Annotated in this window: 13 protein-coding genes; 1 reads left to right on the forward strand and 12 read right to left on the reverse strand. The window is 59.8% G+C overall.

The features are described from left to right. On the forward strand, positions 1-210 hold a 210-nt coding region (locus PLJ71_14050), incomplete at its 5' end, for a hypothetical protein (protein HQM49806.1). A gap of 47 nt (positions 211-257) precedes the next feature. Here PLJ71_14050 and PLJ71_14055 read toward each other — a convergent pair. From PLJ71_14055 to PLJ71_14110, 12 genes are all read right to left on the reverse strand, one after another. Further along, a complete protein-coding gene (locus PLJ71_14055; protein HQM49807.1) occupies positions 258-962 on the reverse strand; it encodes a DUF1080 domain-containing protein in 705 nt (234 codons plus the stop codon). Positions 963-1,221: 259 nt separating this feature from the next. Next, a complete protein-coding gene (locus PLJ71_14060; protein HQM49808.1) occupies positions 1,222-3,717 on the reverse strand; it encodes a DUF4838 domain-containing protein in 2,496 nt (831 codons plus the stop codon). A gap of 420 nt (positions 3,718-4,137) precedes the next feature. Continuing rightward, on the reverse strand, positions 4,138-5,388 hold the full coding sequence (locus tag PLJ71_14065) for a glycosyltransferase family 87 protein (GenBank protein HQM49809.1): 1,251 nt from the start codon (positions 5,386-5,388) through the stop codon (positions 4,138-4,140). A 60-nt stretch (positions 5,389-5,448) separates the two neighbouring features. After that, on the reverse strand, positions 5,449-5,691 hold the full coding sequence (locus tag PLJ71_14070) for an acyl carrier protein (GenBank protein ID HQM49810.1): 243 nt from the start codon (positions 5,689-5,691) through the stop codon (positions 5,449-5,451). Positions 5,692-5,754: 63 nt separating this feature from the next. Next, entirely contained in the window at positions 5,755-7,326 is a 1,572-nt protein-coding gene (locus PLJ71_14075; GenBank protein HQM49811.1) for an AMP-binding protein, read from the reverse strand. A 72-nt stretch (positions 7,327-7,398) separates the two neighbouring features. Next, positions 7,399-8,586, reverse strand: a complete 1,188-nt coding sequence (locus PLJ71_14080; GenBank protein HQM49812.1) for an MBOAT family O-acyltransferase — start codon at positions 8,584-8,586, stop codon at positions 7,399-7,401. A gap of 3 nt (positions 8,587-8,589) precedes the next feature. Then, the gene (locus tag PLJ71_14085) at positions 8,590-8,718 is read right to left on the reverse strand and encodes a hypothetical protein (GenBank protein ID HQM49813.1); all 129 of its coding nucleotides are present in this window, start codon (positions 8,716-8,718) and stop codon (positions 8,590-8,592) included. A gap of 2 nt (positions 8,719-8,720) precedes the next feature. Then, complete coding sequence (locus PLJ71_14090; GenBank protein HQM49814.1) at positions 8,721-9,851, reverse strand: hypothetical protein; 1,131 nt, start codon at positions 9,849-9,851, stop codon at positions 8,721-8,723. A gap of 237 nt (positions 9,852-10,088) precedes the next feature. Then, positions 10,089-10,598: a hypothetical protein gene (locus PLJ71_14095; protein ID HQM49815.1), complete on the reverse strand. Its 510-nt coding sequence runs from the start codon at positions 10,596-10,598 to the stop codon at positions 10,089-10,091. A 156-nt stretch (positions 10,599-10,754) separates the two neighbouring features. Next, the gene (locus tag PLJ71_14100) at positions 10,755-12,806 is read right to left on the reverse strand and encodes a hypothetical protein (GenBank protein ID HQM49816.1); all 2,052 of its coding nucleotides are present in this window, start codon (positions 12,804-12,806) and stop codon (positions 10,755-10,757) included. An 87-nt stretch (positions 12,807-12,893) separates the two neighbouring features. Then, positions 12,894-15,632 carry a DUF1080 domain-containing protein gene (locus PLJ71_14105; GenBank protein HQM49817.1) on the reverse strand — a complete coding sequence of 913 codons (2,739 nt, stop codon included), beginning with the start codon at positions 15,630-15,632 and terminating at the stop codon, positions 12,894-12,896. A gap of 68 nt (positions 15,633-15,700) precedes the next feature. Further along, entirely contained in the window at positions 15,701-16,975 is a 1,275-nt protein-coding gene (locus PLJ71_14110; protein HQM49818.1) for a Gfo/Idh/MocA family oxidoreductase, read from the reverse strand. Positions 16,976-18,039 lie beyond the last annotated feature (1,064 nt).

The following is an 18,039-nucleotide window of genomic DNA, read 5'->3' on the forward strand; positions in this document are numbered from 1 at the left end:
TGGCGCCCCCATCGAAGCGGCGCGCCAATGCCCTTCTTCAAACGAATCCACGTCCAACGGCAGGAAAGCCTATTCCCTACCCACACGCGCCGCGACCGCCGCCGACTCGACTTTCAGGAAGGCCTGCAGATGAAGACGCGGACGGTTTTCCTCACCCCGGCAACCTGCATCTACCCCCTCGTATCTGAAGAAGCCGATTGTCCGGCCTGATCATGCATAAGCCAAGGCTCAGCTGCTTCCGCGCTTCCCCCCATCCCCTATTGCAGTTTCTTGACCTTGAGGTTGCGGAATTCGATCCGGAAACCTTCGCCCTCGACCCCCACGAGACCCTTGGGACTGCCGCAGTCCTTGACCTCGCACGTGACGGCTCCGTTGACCCACAAGGTTAACGTACTTCCGCGCGCCGTGATCTCGAGCGTGTTCCATTCGCCCGCGGGCTTGACCCGCCCATCCTTCACCTCCTCCGTCGTGGTGAAGAACCTCTTCTGCCCGTCCGGGCCGAGCGTTTCCCCGAAGAGATACCCGCCCGTGCTGTCGCCCAATTGGGCCTGGTGCCAGATCGCGCCATCCTTCGAGTTGCGCACGTAGGCGCCGCTGTTGTAGCCGAACTTCCCTTCCACCTTCGTGTACCGGAATTCGACGTGAAACACGGCGTCCCCGAACTCGCGGTTACACAGCAGCATGTCGTGCCCGCCGTCTCCCTCGCAGACGAGCATCTTGCCCGCCTCGTCGACGTGCCACTGCTGCTTACCAAGCGGCTCGCCCGGTGGGACCGGCACGCGCGACCAGCCTTTCAGCTCGGCGGGCGGCATAATGTCCACCCACCCCGATGAGTCGGCTTCCAACGCGCTCGGCGTTGGCTCAGCGGCGCCCAAGCTTCCCCCAACCACGGCGGCAAGCAGCAGCCACCCAAGGCAGCGCCCGCCAAACCCACAACTCACGAGTTTCTGTAAAGTGACCATGCTTCATATTATGACGACCGCGTCTTTCAGGTCAATATCGGAGTTGTCCTGTTTTGATGGGCACGCAGGGTCAACGTGAAACTGGGTGCACGACCCGGATGCTGACACCCCGGGCTAATCAAATTGCGCCTCTTGCGGGGCCCTGTTTTCGAGAGAGCCTGGCAGGGACCCGCCGTATCCGCACGTAGGGAATAACGCGTCTGGGAGCGTCCAGCGCCGGCCCGAATTTCTCCGCTGCCCGGCGAGGCCGGCGGCCGTCTCACCCAGACGGCGGCTTGGCGAGAAACCGGAATCTGTAGGCCATTGACAGCGACTGGCCCGGTGCGAGTTCTTGTTCCTGAGAGAACATCTCGAGGTTGACCTGCTGGTATTGCGGACGCCACCAAAGTTGTGGGTATTTGACGCATTCCGGGGCGTACTCGATCTGGACGCCCGCCTTGGCCTCGTGATTGAAGTAGGCGTACCCGCCGCCCCGCGCACCCAGCATCTTGTCCTTATCCGGCCCGCTATTGCCTTTCCATTCGCGGTTGATCTTCTCCCACGCGTTTCCTTTGGTGTAAACGCTCACGACATCGGAATCCGTGGACCCCGTGAACGCATCAAATTCCGGCCTCACACGGAACTGGAAGCGTTTCGGCGCGGAACCGCCATTGGTCACCTGCGAATCGAACGAGACCAACTCGTTCTGCAACCTGATGACGCGCTCCACGGTCGAACCATCGTCAAGCGGCCGGTGGAGGCGAATCGTATCGCCGCTCGCCTCGCCACGGAACACCGTGAACGCGTTCGTAACAAATCCCATCTGCCCCACTTCATCCAACGCGCCCTGCAGAATGTTGTCCCGCGTGATCGCGGGCAGCAGGCAGCGCCCGCTGGGCTTGTGGAACATCTCGACCAGCTTCCCGTTCTGCTCCGGCAAAACCGTCAGTCGCCACGTATCGTTTTCGATGCGGAGCGCCGGCATGGCCTCCATTTTCGAAAGACGGTCAAAGTAGTCTTTGGCGGGAAGCTGCTCCGACACCATCGACATGCCGTACTTCTCGCACAGCGCGATGTATTGGGGCACAAGGCCGCTGTACTCTTGGGGCAGGTCCCGTTTGCACACCCCGTTCTCGACTTTCCACGGGAAACCATTCACCAGGATCAGCGTCCGGTACGCTGGAATGGACGCCTTCTCGACCCGCGCGCGCACGGCGTCGCTCCCGGCGGCCGCGAGCGCCTTCTCAAACAAGTCCATGGCTTTGAACGCCGCCTCGGGCGTCAGCCCGAGCTCCACAGGCGCCGCACCGCAGTTCGGGTGGCAATGCAGCCTTTCGGCATTGTCCCGGATGAACTCGATGTATTCGAGAATAACCGGCGCGGCCTCCTGGTAATGAAGGCGGCAGAACTCCTCGACCAGCGCCTCGCTGTCGAGGGACGGGTCCCAAAGCGAGCGCGAAAGCACGTAGTTGCGCAGATCGCAGAACTCTCCCGCATTCCCGTTGCCGTTGGCCTGCATGAACACGCCGCGCGCGTTGTTGTCCCGGAAGAACCGCACGTTGGGCCCGATCACGCTCAGGTTCGGGAACGGCAGGTCGTAGTACGAGAAGTTCGTGTTGTAGTTCCAAACCCATACATTGTCACAAATGGCTTTCCATGCGCGCATATCCTCGCAGAACTCGCGGTTCTTGGGACAGGTGGGGTCGTCGATGGGGTGAAGTTCGCAGCATTCGATGCTGCACAACTGAATCTGGACGTTCTTGCGCGGCACGATGGTCTTGGGCGCTTTGCGCGTATACCAATAGGCCAGCGTTCCGATTTTGACGTCGGGATACTTCTTCTCGACCCGCTCGGCCACGGCATTCACAAGCGCCAGGTTGGCCCCCATCGGAGTGCCCTCGCGCTGATTTATGGCCTCGCACTCCGGGCAGCGGCAATAGCCGTCATTGTCATTCTGACTGACCGCGATGTTCTCCATGCCCGGATTGGCATCGAGATCGGCCAACACCCCCTCCGTGATGAGGTCGATTACGTCAGGATTCGTTACGCACGGCTCGGTAGCCGGGGTAGCCAGCGTGCATTTCCGTTCGCCGTCGATGAAGGCGAAGTATTCGGGATGCGTCTTCCCGTATTTCTCGGTCGTGATCCAGCGGCCGTAACTGTGCCCGATGAGCGTTTGACGGGTAGACCCGCCCAGTTTCTCATCTTTCGCCACGGTATTGACCCGCATGCGCACAGCGAAATCCGGACGGTCGGAATTCTCCTTGTAGTAACTCCAGCGAAACGAAAACGGCGGGGTATGCGAAAAACCAGTGTCCTCCAGCGGCGGCACTTGGCCCACGCCGGGGAAATGCGTCTGTTCCGCCGTCAGAAAACGAACTCCGCAATAGCGCTCGAAAAACTCGTACACGCCATACAGTGTTCCACGCGGCCGGCCTCCAGCTATGACAATGTTCTTGCCGCGTATGCGGATACGGAGTGATTCCTCCCCCATCCCGCTTGCGTCAAAACCCGCTCTACCAGCGGCAGCAGCCGCTCCGGGACCAATGAACACGTTCTTCGACTTGGCAGGCGCCTGCCCCACGATCGGCAAGTCAAGACCGGTCAACTGCCGAAACAGAGACTGAAACTCTTCTCCTGCATACCGCTCGCTGGCCGCGGCGTCCCCGGCGACGACGATCGACCAGCCTTTCATCTTCTCCAACGTGAATTCGCCGGCAAATGATGTTTCAGCTGCCAGAACCAGCACAACGAGCATGGAAAGGAATAGTCGCATCACTTCTGAACCCTCGCATTCGTGTATGCAGACGATCCTACCCGAAAACGCCAGCCGGAAAGAAGCCTTGCCCCCGCCCGAAGAAGGAACGGGGCTGAGAAGCGGCCCCGCAAGTATTTTCCCCGCTCCAGAAGAAACTCCACTCCCTTGGTGCCCAAAACAAGCGGCATCGTTACACCGCCGGCCGCGACTGTTGTCTAAGACGGGATGACTTCCCTACCCGAAATCGAGCGGCTTTATGCGCATTGCAAATGCAGTGCCACCTTTCGCACTCCACGCCTTCATCAAACTCTTTCAGCAATTTCACAAGAGAAGGGCATTGCGTGACCCGAAGGACGAATCGAAAGGCGATTCCTTGATTCAACCGTGCAGATTAAGCGCCGATTCATGATGGCGCCACGGCCACGGCAGGGCACATACTCAAGAATGACGTCCTTCATGAAAGATCACGTCATACACGCACAGTGCCCAAACCACGTAGACAACAAGAAGCGGGTAATAATTGGTGCAGGTTTCAATCAAGAAATTGAAGGCGGGAGCACGGCCCGTGATCGGGGCCGGAACCATCAATACTACGAGCAGAAAGGCAGCGTTTACGTAGCGCAGACGCCGGACCACATAATAAGCTGGCAACAGTCCCAATACGTATTCGTAGAGCATGAGCCGCGGCGTTACGAGCAGGTAGACCAAGCAGGCAAGTACGACGAACAGGATATTCCGTCGCCGGGAGTCGGGCTCCGCACTGCGTGTCAAGGCAAGCCAGGTCACGCCGAACACAGCCAGCACGAGAACCGCAAACGCCAGGACCGGCAGCGTGTTCGGCAACGGGGTTCCGAGCCTCTCGCCCGCTCTTATGAACAAAGTCTTGATGAGCGGCCAAGTGGCCGGGGCTCCCGGGAAGTTCTCGGCCAGCGCACTACTGGCGGAAACCATGCCTTGAACTTTGCCCGTGTTCTCGAGGAAAGCCCGTGTAAGGTCGGGATACAACGCGTAGGATGCCCCGTGCAGCAGGGCGAATGCCGCGAGGCCCACCGCGCACCAGAGCCATTTCTTCCGCCCATCCGTCATCAGCAACAGGACGAGAAAGAACGCCGGAGTAAACTTGAAGATCGAGGCCGCCACCGTGCAAACGACGAACCATCCCAGGCGTCCGCGGGTGTACGCGTACAACCCCAGCCACAGGACCGTTTGAGCAAGGGATGACACGTTGCCGGCCTGAAGGTCGTAGAAGATCGCATAGTTGAAGCCAATCAGACACACGAACAGAAACACGTTATCGATGCCGCCGTCCAGAAACTTGCGCTGCCAAAGCCACAAACACAAAGCAAGAGCTGCACATTTCAACAACAGGAAACAACGGTAAGAAGAGGCATAGTCAAGAAGCGCAAACGGTCGCAGGAGATTCAACGAAAGCGGCGGATAGGCACACGGCAGAACGAATTTCCCGCCGGCCAGCTCCCGCGTTACCTCGGAGTCGTATGGGTTCAATCCTCGGTTAAAGGCCAGGGCCGCGTAGTAGTAGAGACGGAAGTTCACCTGAAACACATCGATCTCAAGCGCGACCTTCGCGACCATGGCAAAGACGTAAAGAGCGAGAAGAACGGTGAACCCCCTCGCGGCCCGCCGTCTCCAGGGCCCCCTCTGAGCCTCCGCATACTCATTCTTTTCCATGGCTGATCTACTCCGAAAGCCAGAGCCTCCATATAGTTACACGTCCCAAGACCTGGACTGCTATCCAGACTTGCGTTCAATAAAGGCCAGGATCCGTCCAACCGAGTCCAGGTTGTCCAGATTGACTTCCGTCGGGCGGAATTTGATGCCAGCCTCTGATTCAATATAAGAAATCAGGGAAACCATGCAGAAAGAATCCAGGAGGCCGTCGGAGAACAGCGTCGTGTTGTCATCCACTTCCTTCTGGTCCAGGTCGAAACTCGAGATGATATACTCGACAAGAGCGGCACGAGCAAGCGCCATGCGTGTTCCTACCTCCTACGTGTTCGCCCCGGGCGGCTCGCCAGGGAAAACTCAGAACGGATTCTAATGGTTTGCCTTCCGGTCTTTGTTCAGGCACGCATCGACGACGGCGCATCGATCAATCTTACCGGTGCCCGCGATTGGCATGCGACCCTCCCAGATATGTACCTTCTGGGGAATCATGAACGTGGGCATGTTGTGGCGGCAGAATTGCATCAGCCCATTGACGTCGACATCACGGTCTTCTGCGGAGACTGCAATATGAACCACTTGCCCCAGCGCGTCGTCCTCGACTCCAAACGCCACAACATGGTTTACCAGTCGGCTGCGATGGACGATGTCTTCGACCTCAGTCGGACTAACGCGATAGCCGCTGCACTTGATGACCGAATCGGCTCGCTCTACAAACCACAGAAAACCCTCATCGTCAATCCGCACAATATCGCCGCTGTAGTGGACGATTTCGTCACCGATGAGCGGTCGAAGCGCTTCGCAAGGCCTGAAGCTTTGCGCCGTGGCTTCCGGGTCGCCCCAATACCCCTTGGTAACAAGCGTTCCTCGATGGATGAGTTCCCCTTGTTCGCCCGGGCCACAGACGCCTTTCACCGGGTCGATGACGAACACGTCAACATTGCGGCACGGTCGCCCAAGTGAGCCCATCTTATCGCGGAACCGATCGGGGGGCAAAACCGTCGAGCGGAACGCTTCCGTGAGACCATACGTCAGATAGACGTGCACGCCCGGAAGCGCTTTGGGCATGGCCTCAAGCGCCGGAAGGGGAATCTTGCCGCCGGAACTGGTGATATATCGAAGGGACGGCATCCGAGCCGGCTCTTGCTGCAAGTAGGCCACGACATCGATCCAGGTGACGGGGAAAGCCGCCATGCCGGTTACGTTCTTCGCTATAATCGTGCGAACAATTTCGGCTGGAATCGCCACGGGTTGCAGCACAACCGTCCCCCCTTTGAGAAACATGGTCGTGATTTGGAGCAATCCCCACGGCGCGCTCAGAGACACGAGTCCCAGAATGCGATCTTCTGCGCAATTTCGAAGATAGTCTGCAACGCGGTATGTGCCATCGAGCAGGTTGAGATGCGTCGTCATGACTCCCTTCGGCATGCCTGTTGAGCCGGAGGTATAGTGTAAAGAAGCCAGGTCTGCATCGACGGGACGACTCGACGGCGCTTCGCCGGATTGCGGCACGTCATCCCATGCTGTCGCATTCGCAATTCCATCCGAGGTACCGACGACGACTACGTGCTGAACGGAACTCAGCGCCCCTGCTTTTTGTGCAATTATCGCGCTGCGCCGGTCGGTGAAAAGGAGTCTGACCTGGCAGTCGCGGACAACATAATCCAACTGCCGCATAGTGCGCTGATAGCTTACATTAACGATGATGGCTCCGATTCGGGCAACGGCAAATGTCGCGATAACTTCCTCGATGCTCTTGTGGAGATAAATGGCCACGCGGTCGCCGCGCCCTATGCCCCGGTCATGAAGCCAGGCAGCCAAAGCTTCCGCTCGACGGGCGAGTTCGCCATAGGTGACTTCGGTGTTCCCGAGTACCACGGCGGGCTTCTCGGCCAGCTCGGGAAGATTCCTCTCTACCAGATCGTACAGTGTATACAGGACCACGACCTATCTCTCTCTGCCCTGTGGCGGCTACGCTTCGCGCAGCATGCTCGAAGTTCCTTGAGACGGCGCCCATCATGACGGAAGGTGCAGGAACACGAGCCTAGCCAAAATGCGAAACGCTTCATACACGGGAAACTGATATTCAATGACTAAAAAAGCCGTGCTGGAAGCAACAAACAGCATTGTAATCGGTATCCCCAGGTAAGGCCAAGGACCGCGATCGAGGAACCGCCACCGTTTGGACCGCTTGATACGGGTCCAAGTCATATAGACAGCCACACCCGCTGCTTGGTACGTCCCCCAGCCCACGCGCGTGAGCGTGCCGGAATGCCAGAGCCCCATGACCAGGAAAGAGGCTAGCGTGGCGAGGTACGGATTTCGAGTAAGCCCGATGACGGGCATGTAGACGTACGTTTGGCACCAGCCGGAGAGCGTCATATGCCACCGTTTCCAGAAATTACTGATGTTGGGTGCGATAATCGGAAAATTGAAGTTCTCCATGATCTTGATGCCGAACAGCCGGCTGATGCCGATGGCGATATCTGAGTACGCGCTGAAGTCCATGTAGTAGATGAGAAACGTCAAGACAAGGTATCCCCACACTTTGTGGGTGGGAAGTACGTCCAAGCGCAGCAGAAATGAGGTTGGCGTCATCCCCCTAAGGAAAGGCTTCAGGAACATTTCGGCGATGACGAGCTTCTTTGCGAGGCCATGAATAATGCGCGTGAGACCCTCGGCCATGGATTGGGGCTGCCATGACTCCTCCCGGTTCTCGATGAAATGGTCGAAGCGTTCGATAGGTCCCGCTGTGAAGGTCGGGAACAGGAACGTGTAACAGAAAAAGTCCGGCAACGATCGGTGTTTGATGTTGCCCCGGGCGGTCTCGATCGCGTAGTGAATGAACTTAAACGTGAAGTAGCTGATGCCCAGTGGAACAATGAATTGCTTTTCGACGGGGTCGGGTGACAATGCGGCTACAAGGGGTGGAATGTACTTGAAGTATGCAAGATAGCCAAGAATAGCCAGAATCAGAACGGGCAACAACCACCGCCCTCTAGCGCCTCCTGTCGCAGCCAGCGGCGCCAGATAATAGAAAGCCAGCGTCCACACGACAAGACCGAGCACGCTGAATGGTGCCAACCATGCGAGGTATCCCATCGAGACGATAGCTAGAAACACCGTTCGAAATCGCTGGGGTAGCACCCAGAAGACGACTGCTGAGGACAGAACGACTAGCCAGAAAATGCCGGATTGAATCATCGTCTAAAATGCCTGATACCGAAAGATTCGCGCGCCCGTCTCCAAACCGACGAGTTTTGCGACGGCCAGAAACAAGAACACGCCAAGCACGATGGCCTGCAACGCGATGCCGAGTAGGCGGGGTAACCTCATCCTCATCCCTCCTGGTCCGTTTGTTCGCTGCTTATGAGCGATGCCAAGTGAGACGCAAGCACACGGGTGTACCGTTCCGCGGCTTTCGCGTCCCGGAGGTGGCTCGTGTCGATGAATTCGCTGGGCACAAGTTGTGCTTCGGCATTAATGTTCAAGTAAGGCACATTCCACGCTTTCACAAACGCTCTTATGTCCCTCTCGTACGCTTCGAGGCTCTTTCTTGATTCAGGCGAATCCCGCATGATCTGGTCGGCGCGTGGATTCTGCACCGCCTCCAACAACACAACATGAATGCCGCCGGCCTCACGCAACTGCGCAATGGTACGCTCCACAACTTGGAAGTTGCGTTGGCTGTTCTCGGCATAGCCTTCTATTCGCTGCCTGAGCGCTTCCTCGGCCTTCAACCACTCTTCTTCGGAGATCGGCCTCCACGTCTCGGCCTGATGAAAGTCGGGCACGACAGGACCCCTCAAAAGGTTGAGCACTGCTGCCGGGCGCGCGGAGAAGAAACCGTGATGATCCAGAAAGAAATTGCCCGTCCGCCGCGGCAACTTGATACCCGCCAGACGCGCTTCATCGTCAAAGGCCTTAGAATCAAGGGCAAGGCGCGGTTGGCGCACAAGTCCCTCGAACATTCGAATCGGGAGCGCCATCTTCCCGGGCGACACTTCCAAAACAACCACGCCGCGAACGTGTTCGGCAATGCAATCCGCGACCGCAGCGGCTTCCCAATGCGTGAGCCCTCCCGCAGTAAGCTGATGCACGTTGAACGGCTGACCGAGCTTCTCCTCCATCAGGCCGGCGAAATAGTCGCCGGTGGCGATGGATTCTCGGGACGCGGACGCGCCTATTACCGCGATCATCTGCTTTGAAGAATCGCCTCGTGTGATGTGGAGGACGGCGGAAGTGAGGTAGGCGTAGTCATCTCTCCAATTGACCATGAAATACCCACAGTCCGCCGCGCCCAATAGGTCCGGCGTGAGCAGGGTGAGACAACAAACGAACAGCACGGTGGCAATGAGCAGCGCTCCCACCACGGCGGGCAGAGACGGTTGAACCGCGCCTCCGAGCAGCTCCCTTATCCAGATCTTAGAGCGGTACCGCGTATGAATGTCAGCATCCTTCCGTGACACACATCTGCACCCCCGCAAGAGAGACTCCGCTCCCGGGGCGCTTGACCCACACCCCAGTTTACAAAATAGCAGATGGTGTTTCTTTGAATCAAGATGCGACCGGTCCGCTTTGGCCCGAAACGAAAATGTGGCGAAAACCGTCTGCACTCGGAAGCGTCACGTATCGTGGAAGAGGCTGTGGGCTCTCTCTTTGAGGACGGTATATTCCAAGGGTATCCGGGCGCTTATCTCTATGAGTCAGTCGATAGAGTTGGATATCTTTCCCTTGCGCTCCTCGCTCTTGAAGCCCGCGAGGAAGTTGACATGAAAGGCTTCGAGTCCTAACCCGCTCCCGTCGCCTGCTGCGTTCATGCCATCAGCACAATTCCTCAGTTCGACCAGGATCTCGTTTCGTCGGGTGAAGTTGGCGGGCCGAAGATTGATTATGGCCGAAAACGCGGCCTGTGCTCTTCTCTGTCCTGAGCACACGATGATCACCCCGCGCGACGGGTCCTTGGACTCCCGGGCCTGGTCCGCGGCTTGCGTGAGGTCCTCCGGCCGAAGGCTCAGAGCGCGGCAATTGGTCACGCCGGGTTGTCCAGCCTCGGAATAGGGCCGGAAGCCATGACTGGCCAAATCGCCAGCCGTCGGGTGTTCGCTGCGAGATGCAAGCAGTTTCTGCCGCGGTTCCGGTGACGAGAAACTCATGATACCCGCCAAGTCACCCAAGGCACCGGCAACCAGGGAGGCCGATTGCGATAGATGCATGTGTACTCTGCTCGACGATAGGGCATAGAAGCGCCACCGCCCTTCCCGGGAATTCATCCGGCCCTCGATACGGCCCTGCGCATCACGGCTTCCTTCCGCTCACGCGAGAATGACCGAATGCCTCGGCCCGCTGCCGGCCGCAGCGCGTCGAGCCTGCTATTTCAGCGTTTCGACGCCCATCTCTTCGAACTGGGCCGCTGCATTGAGAAAATGAGCGGTGATCCAGAACACGGTCCAGTCTTCCACATAGCCCCCGCGAAGACCGAAGGGACTGTCGATCGCGCCCCGTTGCCCATAGTTGGTGTGTTGGGGCTGTTCGCCCTGGCTTCCGTATGCGTCGATCAATTGCCCGCAACTGCGATACATCACGAGCGCCAGCCGTTTGAGGTCTTCGTTGCCTGTTACAAGCCCCAGCTTAAACACATAGGGCGCAATCAGGACTCCGTAGACGTCGATGTGCATGTTCTGCACCGACACGGCGGTCCACCCGCGTGTCTTGAAGGCGTGGTCGCGCAGACGTCCCGCAGGCAGATCAATATCCCACACGACCACGTAGGTCAGCGTCACGTCGCAGGCGTGCCGGGCCCATTCGAGGTAGCGGGGTTCTTTTGTCGTCTCGTACAGGGCGAGGAACCCCTGGAACGCGGCAAAGGCGCCTTCCTTGTCTTCGCAGCTTGCATCGAGTGTCCCGCCCCAATACGGCTCGCGCATGGACAGCGACCGGTCCGCGTAGACCTGGCCGGCCTTCTCCGCGGCGCGCAAATAGTGCTCGCTGCCCAGGATTTCATACGCGGCGCACAGAGGAGCGATGAAGAAAGCCTCGTCGGTGGACCCCGGGCGCCATCCGTCCGCCAGGATGCGTTGGGCGTGGAAATCGCAGGCTTTCCCGAGAAAAGCCCGCCACTTGGAATCGTCAAGACCCGATTTTGAAGTTGCTTTGATGGCATTCGCGAAGTTCAGCATTGCCTGGCCCTGCGACAGGGGTTCGTCGTGGTCCCACTTGTTTTCGTCGCAGTGGTACCACGTGTGGAAGCCTCCCTCGTAGAAAGCGGCGCCGGTCAGAAGGTCAAGGGATTTCTGCGCGCGCTCGAGGGCTGTGGAAGCGCCCAGGCGGGGTCCCAGGATCTGATTGGCGTAACCAAGGGCTGCGGCCTGGCCGCACCAGCCCATCACGTAGATGTGCTTGTCCGGATACTTCGTGTAACCCGCCGCGTCGCCTGATTCGTACCATCGGGTATCCGAAAAACGGTATTTCGCCTTGACGATTTCCCCAAACGTTGGCAGCCCTTCCAGGCGATAAGGCTCGAACAGGGCCAGACTGGTCCAGACCGGCCGCTGAAATCCCGCGCCTTCCCTGGGTACAGGAAACGCCTCTAGATAGAACGTCTTTTCGATGATGGCGCCGGGCGCGACGTTCAGATACGCGTCATCGTAGGGCAGAAACCCCGGCTGCATGGCCTTCACCACACTATGCTGACCGTTGGACGCGCAAGGCCCTGACAACAACGCCAGCTCGGCGCCGTTTTCGAGCGCCCGGATACCCAGCGACCACCACTGGTCAGGAAGATTGCCGTATGGAACCGGGGAAGGCAGCGTGTGCAAGCCAACGCCATTGAACACGCCATTCTCCTGCCATTCGAGACCTGCAAACGGCATGGGAAACCGGTGCTCTTCATAGAACGCCTCCTCCCCCGGCGTTCCGCCATACACGGGAGTCTTGCCGCTGCGCGCACCCGAGGGATTGCCATAATAAAGGATGCCCGGCATGAGTACGCCGGATCCTGTGCCGGGGGTTTGAAACCGGACGGACAAAGTGACGCGAGCGGCAGGCGCGGCGCCTTCCCAGACGAACCGGCGAACGCATTTCACCACACGGCCTTCCGAACGGTACGCATCCGATACCCGCCAGTTGCCCCGCGCCGTCTCCACCACGCCGCGGAGAATGGTCCAATCACCGGATTGTTCGACTTCCGTGGCGTGGGCGTGGCGCCAATCAGCAGGCCACTGGTCGCGCCAATCCATCGCCACCGACCACAAGCCCTCGGGCGGGGAAGCGAGTAATGCACGGTCCCCCGAGAGAACCTCCACGGCGCGGCCTCCGTCAAACTCGCGTACCCGGAATTGCGGCATCTCCTGGGCGGAAACGGTTTTCACGCCCGCCGCGATCAACAATACCGTGAGCGCAGCCGCGGCCATTCTGATGCACATTCCCTTATCCTCCAACACGAAGGCGGCCTCCGGCGAGGCCGCCTCGTTACAGCCATTTCGTCAATGTATCGACCGCGACCCGCTCGTTTACGGGAGTTCCTTCACCCGAATGTTGCGGAAATAGAGCACATCGCCGTGGCCGCAGAATCCGAGACGCCCGGAATCGCGCAGCAAACCCGGGTGTTCTTTGCCGTCGATGGTGCCGTTCTTGCTCGCATCTTCGATATTGGCGTCGACAATGACTTCCCCGTTCAGTGTCACGACGATGTGGCGTCCTTCCGCGACGACTTCCTGCTCATTCCATTCGCCCACGGGCTTGAGAAAGCCGGTCTTGGCGGGAACAACGCCGTAAATGGACCCATGATGCTGGTAGGGTTGGATGTCCTTATACTTTTCATGCGTGTCGTCGAGGATCTGAAGTTCCATGCCGTCGTACGCGGCGTGGGCCGGCATGGGCACCCGTACCGCCAAGCCGTTGTTTGCGCCGGGGGTGAGTTTGAAGTCGAACCGGAGCACAAAATTCGCGTAGTCCTTGACCGTATAAAGATTACCGCCGGGCTTGCATACCAGAAGCCCGTCCTCGGCTGCGTAACCGGCCGTATCGCCCTCCCACCCGCTCAGGTCCGTGCCGTTAAAAAGAGCGACAAAACCTTCTTCAGGTGCTGGCGCAGGGGGCGCAGGGGGAGCGATAGTGGCCAGGTGCGCGTCGATCTGTTTGCGCAAATCTTCGCTATCCGTGCGCTCTTTGGCTTTCTGGAGTATGGCAACGGCTTCGGGAGCAACCAGTCCGGGGTTATTCTCGCCCTGCGGGCATGCAATCTGAACCGCGGCAAGCGCCGCATCTGTCTTCAGCTCGTCGTTATCCAGGTACTGGGCCACCATACCGAGCGACTCGATTGTGCGAATCGCCGCAAGACCCGAAAGCGCCGCGACCCTCTCGTCTTTGCGCCGCGCGGCATCCAACGCCTCTTTGTATTGAGCCACCTTCTCAGGCGGCGCGGTGGCGGCAGCCGGCACGAGCCGGAGATATCCGCCGAGCGACAGCACGTGATGAGTCTCGTTGTCGGTCGTCTTGGCGATCTCCAGGAGGCGCGGCATAGCCACAGGGGTTGGCCACTCTGATACGGCGCGCACCGCCGCGTCTTTCACCACGGGGTCCCCGCTGGCAACAGCCGCCTCAGCCACCCCGTACGCTTCGTCGCTGCCCAGAGCAGGAAGCGCGGCAACGAGATCGGCCCGCGCCTGCCCTTCATGCTTCGCGATAGCGTCGAAAAGCGGCGACGGCTTCCCCGAAACCAGGGATACCAGGACGGAGCGGGCCGCATCCTTTTCGGCATCGGACTGCGCCGCAACCACCAAATCCACAACCTGGGCCGCGTCGGCTGGTTTGGCCACGGTCGACAACGCGTCAATGGCAGCCATACGGACCGTCTCGTCTTCCGCCTTGGCTTGGGCGAAGACCTCGCGGCGCGCAATATCAGCCTGCCGTTGCTTTAGAACATAGAGAAGGGCCACGCGCGCCGGAGGCGGCGTTTCATTCAATGCGTGAGCGCAGGCCTTCACAACCTGCCTCCCAGGAACCCGGAGCAGTGCCGATCTTATCGCCTCAATCTCGTCTTCCTCGGCACCCTTGCGCAAACGGTCCACCATGGGCGAAACCGCGCGGTTCCCGGTAAGTTCCGTTGCGGCGTTGATAGCCGCCAGCCGGACGACCTTCTCTTCCGCAAGAATCTGGCGTGTCAGGCTATCCGAGACAATGTTATCGCCCCGGCTGCCGAGCATGGCGATGATCTCAGCACGGACTTCCGGCGAGGCCCCCGCCATCTTGGCCATCCACTGGAGGGTAAACTCCCTGGAAGGGAATTTGCTGGCGAGTTTCAATGCCGTTGCCCGGTATTCGATGCTCGGATCGTCCGTAGCGGACAGGAGGAGGCTCTGCGCCGACGGGTTGCCGATATCGACGAGGGTCGACAGCGCGGCGCAGCGAAAACTGGCCTGATTACTGGCCATCAGATAATCGCAGATGGTATTGGCGGCTTGCATGTCGCCGGCCTCGGCCAATCGCCGCGCGTAGGCCAAACCGTATGACACCACTTTCGCCTTCTCGTACGGCGGGGCGCTCTCATAGACATTACGAAGCGCCTCGAGGTCCTGCGGCGCCCCCATCTCCGCCAAGGCCTGATAGGCCGCGAGACGGGTCTCACGGTTTTCCGATGCGGCGAACGGAACGACCTTGCCGGCCATGTCCGTCACGCGCAACTCGCCCAGAGCTTTGATGAGCGTGACGGCGCGCGCGCCTTCAGCCCCTTCGAACGCCGCTTTCAATGCCGGTACGACGTTGTCGGTACGAATCGCGAGCAACGCCTGCGTGGCGGGTTCGGCCAGCTGCTCATCGCCCAGGTATTTGAGGAGCGCGTCCACTGTCTCCGCGCCTCCGCATACTTGGAACTGGTTAATCAAGAATGTCTTGACCTCGGGGTCTGCCGCGGCTTCGAGCGCCCCGGCAAATGCGCCCGAAACCATTGCCCGAGCCTCTTCGGCGCCGCCGCGCGACACATGTTTCGCCAATCCGCTCAACAGGAAGCGCGCATTGGTGTCATCACCGGCCCCAGGGGGCACAAGCATCGCACAGACAGCTTTGATTGCGTCCGGCCCCAGTGCGATCAGGTCTTGGCCTGCGGCCGCCATGTCTTGGATGGTCTGTGCGGGCATTCTGCCCAGCAATTCCTCGACGGTGGGCTGTGCGGATGCGGGAGCGGCACAAACGAAAGCCAGTACGGCCACCAGCGCCGCTTTGCCTGCCAGCAAGAGTCCTCGACGTATCATGTCCATTTCCTTTCCTCATATCATCGCGGGCGCAGCCGCGCCCGGTGGCGTTCCATCTCTTCATGCGGTCACGACAACTGCCAGGGGGCGCGCATGGGCTGGTCAACCAGCCTGTTCGCGCCTTCGTCGTCGATGAACTCCTGTTTCACGGGATCAAAACGCAGATTTCGCCCGAGCTGCACCGCGGCCTTCGCAAGGTTGACTATCGTGCACGAACGATGCCCGTTGGCCTCATTGAGCGCGAACTTCGTGCGCGTCCGGACCGCCTCGGCGAAATCCGTCATCTGCGGTTCAGGGTCGGGAAACTGGGCCAGCTTCTTCTCGAGATTCGGAATGTCCGACCGGAAACCCTTGAACAACTTGCCGTCAGGACCTTCGATATAGGGCTTCGACGCATCTGTCCCTTCACCGTCGAGGATGATCTCGCAACCGTCCGCGTACCGCAGTACGATCCGCCGCCAAGAGCTGACCGCATCGTGGTGCTGCTGAGGCGCGTCTACTTCCACTTCAACCGGGCTCGTGTCGTCCTTACCGAGAAAATACTGGACGGGGTCAAGGTAATGCTGCCCCATGTCGCCCAGCCCGCCGCCGTCGTAGTCCCAGTATCCGCGGAAAGTGACGTGCACACGGTGGGGATGGTAGGGCTTGTAGGGCGCCGGACCAAGCCAGAAATCGTAGTCCAAGGTCTCGGGCACGGGCTCGGGCGTCAGATTGGTCAGGCCGCTCCAGTTGAACTTCCAGTTGAACCCCGTGGTTCCGCCTACAAAAACCTTGAGAGGCCAACCGAGCATGCCGCTGTCGACCAGCTTCTTGATCGGCGCCACGGGCGTCCCGAAGCCGTAGAAACCATCCTTGAACCGGAACCAGGTGTTGAGCCGGAAAATGCGGCCGTTGCGCTGGATGGCCTCGACGACTTTCTTGCCCTCGCCAATGGTGCGGGTCATGGGTTTCTCGCACCACACGTCTTTGCCCGCTTCCGCGGCGGCGATGGTGATAAGCGCATGCCAATGCGGCGGCGTGGGCACGTGGATGATATCGACGTCGGGCCGGTCGAGCACCTCGCGGAAATCCCGGTAGCCCTGGGTCCCCTCGGGCGACATCTTGAGCGCCTCCTCCAGATGCGATGAATCAACATCGCACACCGCGACCAGCCGCGCGCCCGGCATGCCAATGTGGCCGCGTCCCATGCCGCCCACGCCGATGATCGCCTTGGTAAGTTCTTCGTTGGGAGAAGGTTCTCCGGGAGCGCCCAGAACGCGCCGCGGCACAATCGCAATGCCCGCGAACGCCAAGGCGCTGTTCCGAAGGAAATTCCGCCGTGTGATTGACCGCTTGACCTTCATGTTTATCTCCTTGCATTGCCTGCGACTTGCCGCGCCCAAGGCGGCTGAAGGCGCCCTCGCCCGAACGGAGAATGCATCCCGCCGGCGAAACCACCTTCTTCGCCCCCGGACGCTCCGACAAGATTCGAACGGAATATGGGCTGAATGGGTCCTAAGTATCCCCCGAACGGCCCCTTACTTCAAGTCTGCGAATTGCCTCACAATAAAGATATCTGAAAGGGCGAGGCGGTTTTACTTGAGGGAGGTCTTCGATGGAGGGCCTTTGGCGCGCTCCGTAGCGCAGGCTTACGGACTTCGCCTCTTCCGCGCCAACGGCGCCAGGCATCCTCGCAGGCTTACGGACTTCGCCTCTTCCGCGCAAACGGCGCCAGGCATCCTCGCAGGCTTACGGACTTCGCCTCTTCCGCGCAAACGGCGAGGGCACGGGGCCTCCGGAGCGCCAACCGCGCGAAACATACCAGCCTGGCCTGGAGGGCCAGGTAAACGGCATCAAACAAACGGGGAGGGCTGAAGTCCCGAAACACCTTCACCCCTCAATCTCCCGGAACGTGAAATGCGAATCCACTCGCGCCCGTTTGAACCCTGTGCCGGGCTTTCAGCCCGGGGAATACGAGGGAATCCCTTTCCCCAGGCCTTCAGCCTGGGCTGGAGGGCCAGGTAAACGGCATCAAACAAACGGGGAGGGCTGAAGTCCCGAAACACCTTCACCCCTCAATCTCCCGGAACGTGAAATGCGAATCCACTCGCGCCCGTTTGAACCCTGTGCCGGGCTTTCAGCCCGGGGAATACGAGGGAATCCCTTTCCCCAGGCCTTCAGCCTGGGCTGGTATGTTTCGCGCCGTTGGCGCTGAAACGGGACACATACGCGGCGGCATTGCCTAGGCTGAAGGCCCAGGGGAGGTGATTCACAAAAGGCAAGAGGGCTGAAGGCCCGAAACATGCCCTGCCCGACACGAACCGCCAAAGCGCCGCGTTTGACACGGCCACGTCTTGGCGAGCCCCGCCCCAGCGCCAACGGCAAAGGCATAGGACCTCCGGAGCGCCAACGGCGCGAAACATACCAG

The sequence above is a fragment of the Candidatus Hydrogenedentota bacterium genome (assembly GCA_035416745.1).
In the GTDB taxonomy this organism is placed as follows: Bacteria; Hydrogenedentota; Hydrogenedentia; order Hydrogenedentales; family SLHB01; genus UBA2224.

What these genes read in the sequence shown, in the direction of transcription:
- PLJ71_14055 (HQM49807.1), bottom strand. Translation starts at nt 962, where the DNA reads ATGGTCACTTTACAGAAACTCGTGAGTTGTGGGTTTGGCGGGCGCTGC.
- PLJ71_14060 (HQM49808.1), bottom strand. Translation starts at nt 3,717, where the DNA reads ATGCGACTATTCCTTTCCATGCTCGTTGTGCTGGTTCTGGCAGCTGAA.
- PLJ71_14065 (HQM49809.1), bottom strand. Translation starts at nt 5,388, where the DNA reads ATGGAAAAGAATGAGTATGCGGAGGCTCAGAGGGGGCCCTGGAGACGG.
- PLJ71_14070 (HQM49810.1), bottom strand. Translation starts at nt 5,691, where the DNA reads ATGGCGCTTGCTCGTGCCGCTCTTGTCGAGTATATCATCTCGAGTTTC.
- PLJ71_14080 (HQM49812.1), bottom strand. Translation starts at nt 8,586, where the DNA reads ATGATTCAATCCGGCATTTTCTGGCTAGTCGTTCTGTCCTCAGCAGTC.
- PLJ71_14085 (HQM49813.1), bottom strand. Translation starts at nt 8,718, where the DNA reads ATGAGGTTACCCCGCCTACTCGGCATCGCGTTGCAGGCCATCGTGCTT.
- PLJ71_14095 (HQM49815.1), bottom strand. Translation starts at nt 10,598, where the DNA reads ATGCATCTATCGCAATCGGCCTCCCTGGTTGCCGGTGCCTTGGGTGAC.
- PLJ71_14100 (HQM49816.1), bottom strand. Translation starts at nt 12,806, where the DNA reads ATGTGCATCAGAATGGCCGCGGCTGCGCTCACGGTATTGTTGATCGCG.
- PLJ71_14105 (HQM49817.1), bottom strand. Translation starts at nt 15,632, where the DNA reads ATGATACGTCGAGGACTCTTGCTGGCAGGCAAAGCGGCGCTGGTGGCC.
- PLJ71_14110 (HQM49818.1), bottom strand. Translation starts at nt 16,975, where the DNA reads ATGAAGGTCAAGCGGTCAATCACACGGCGGAATTTCCTTCGGAACAGC.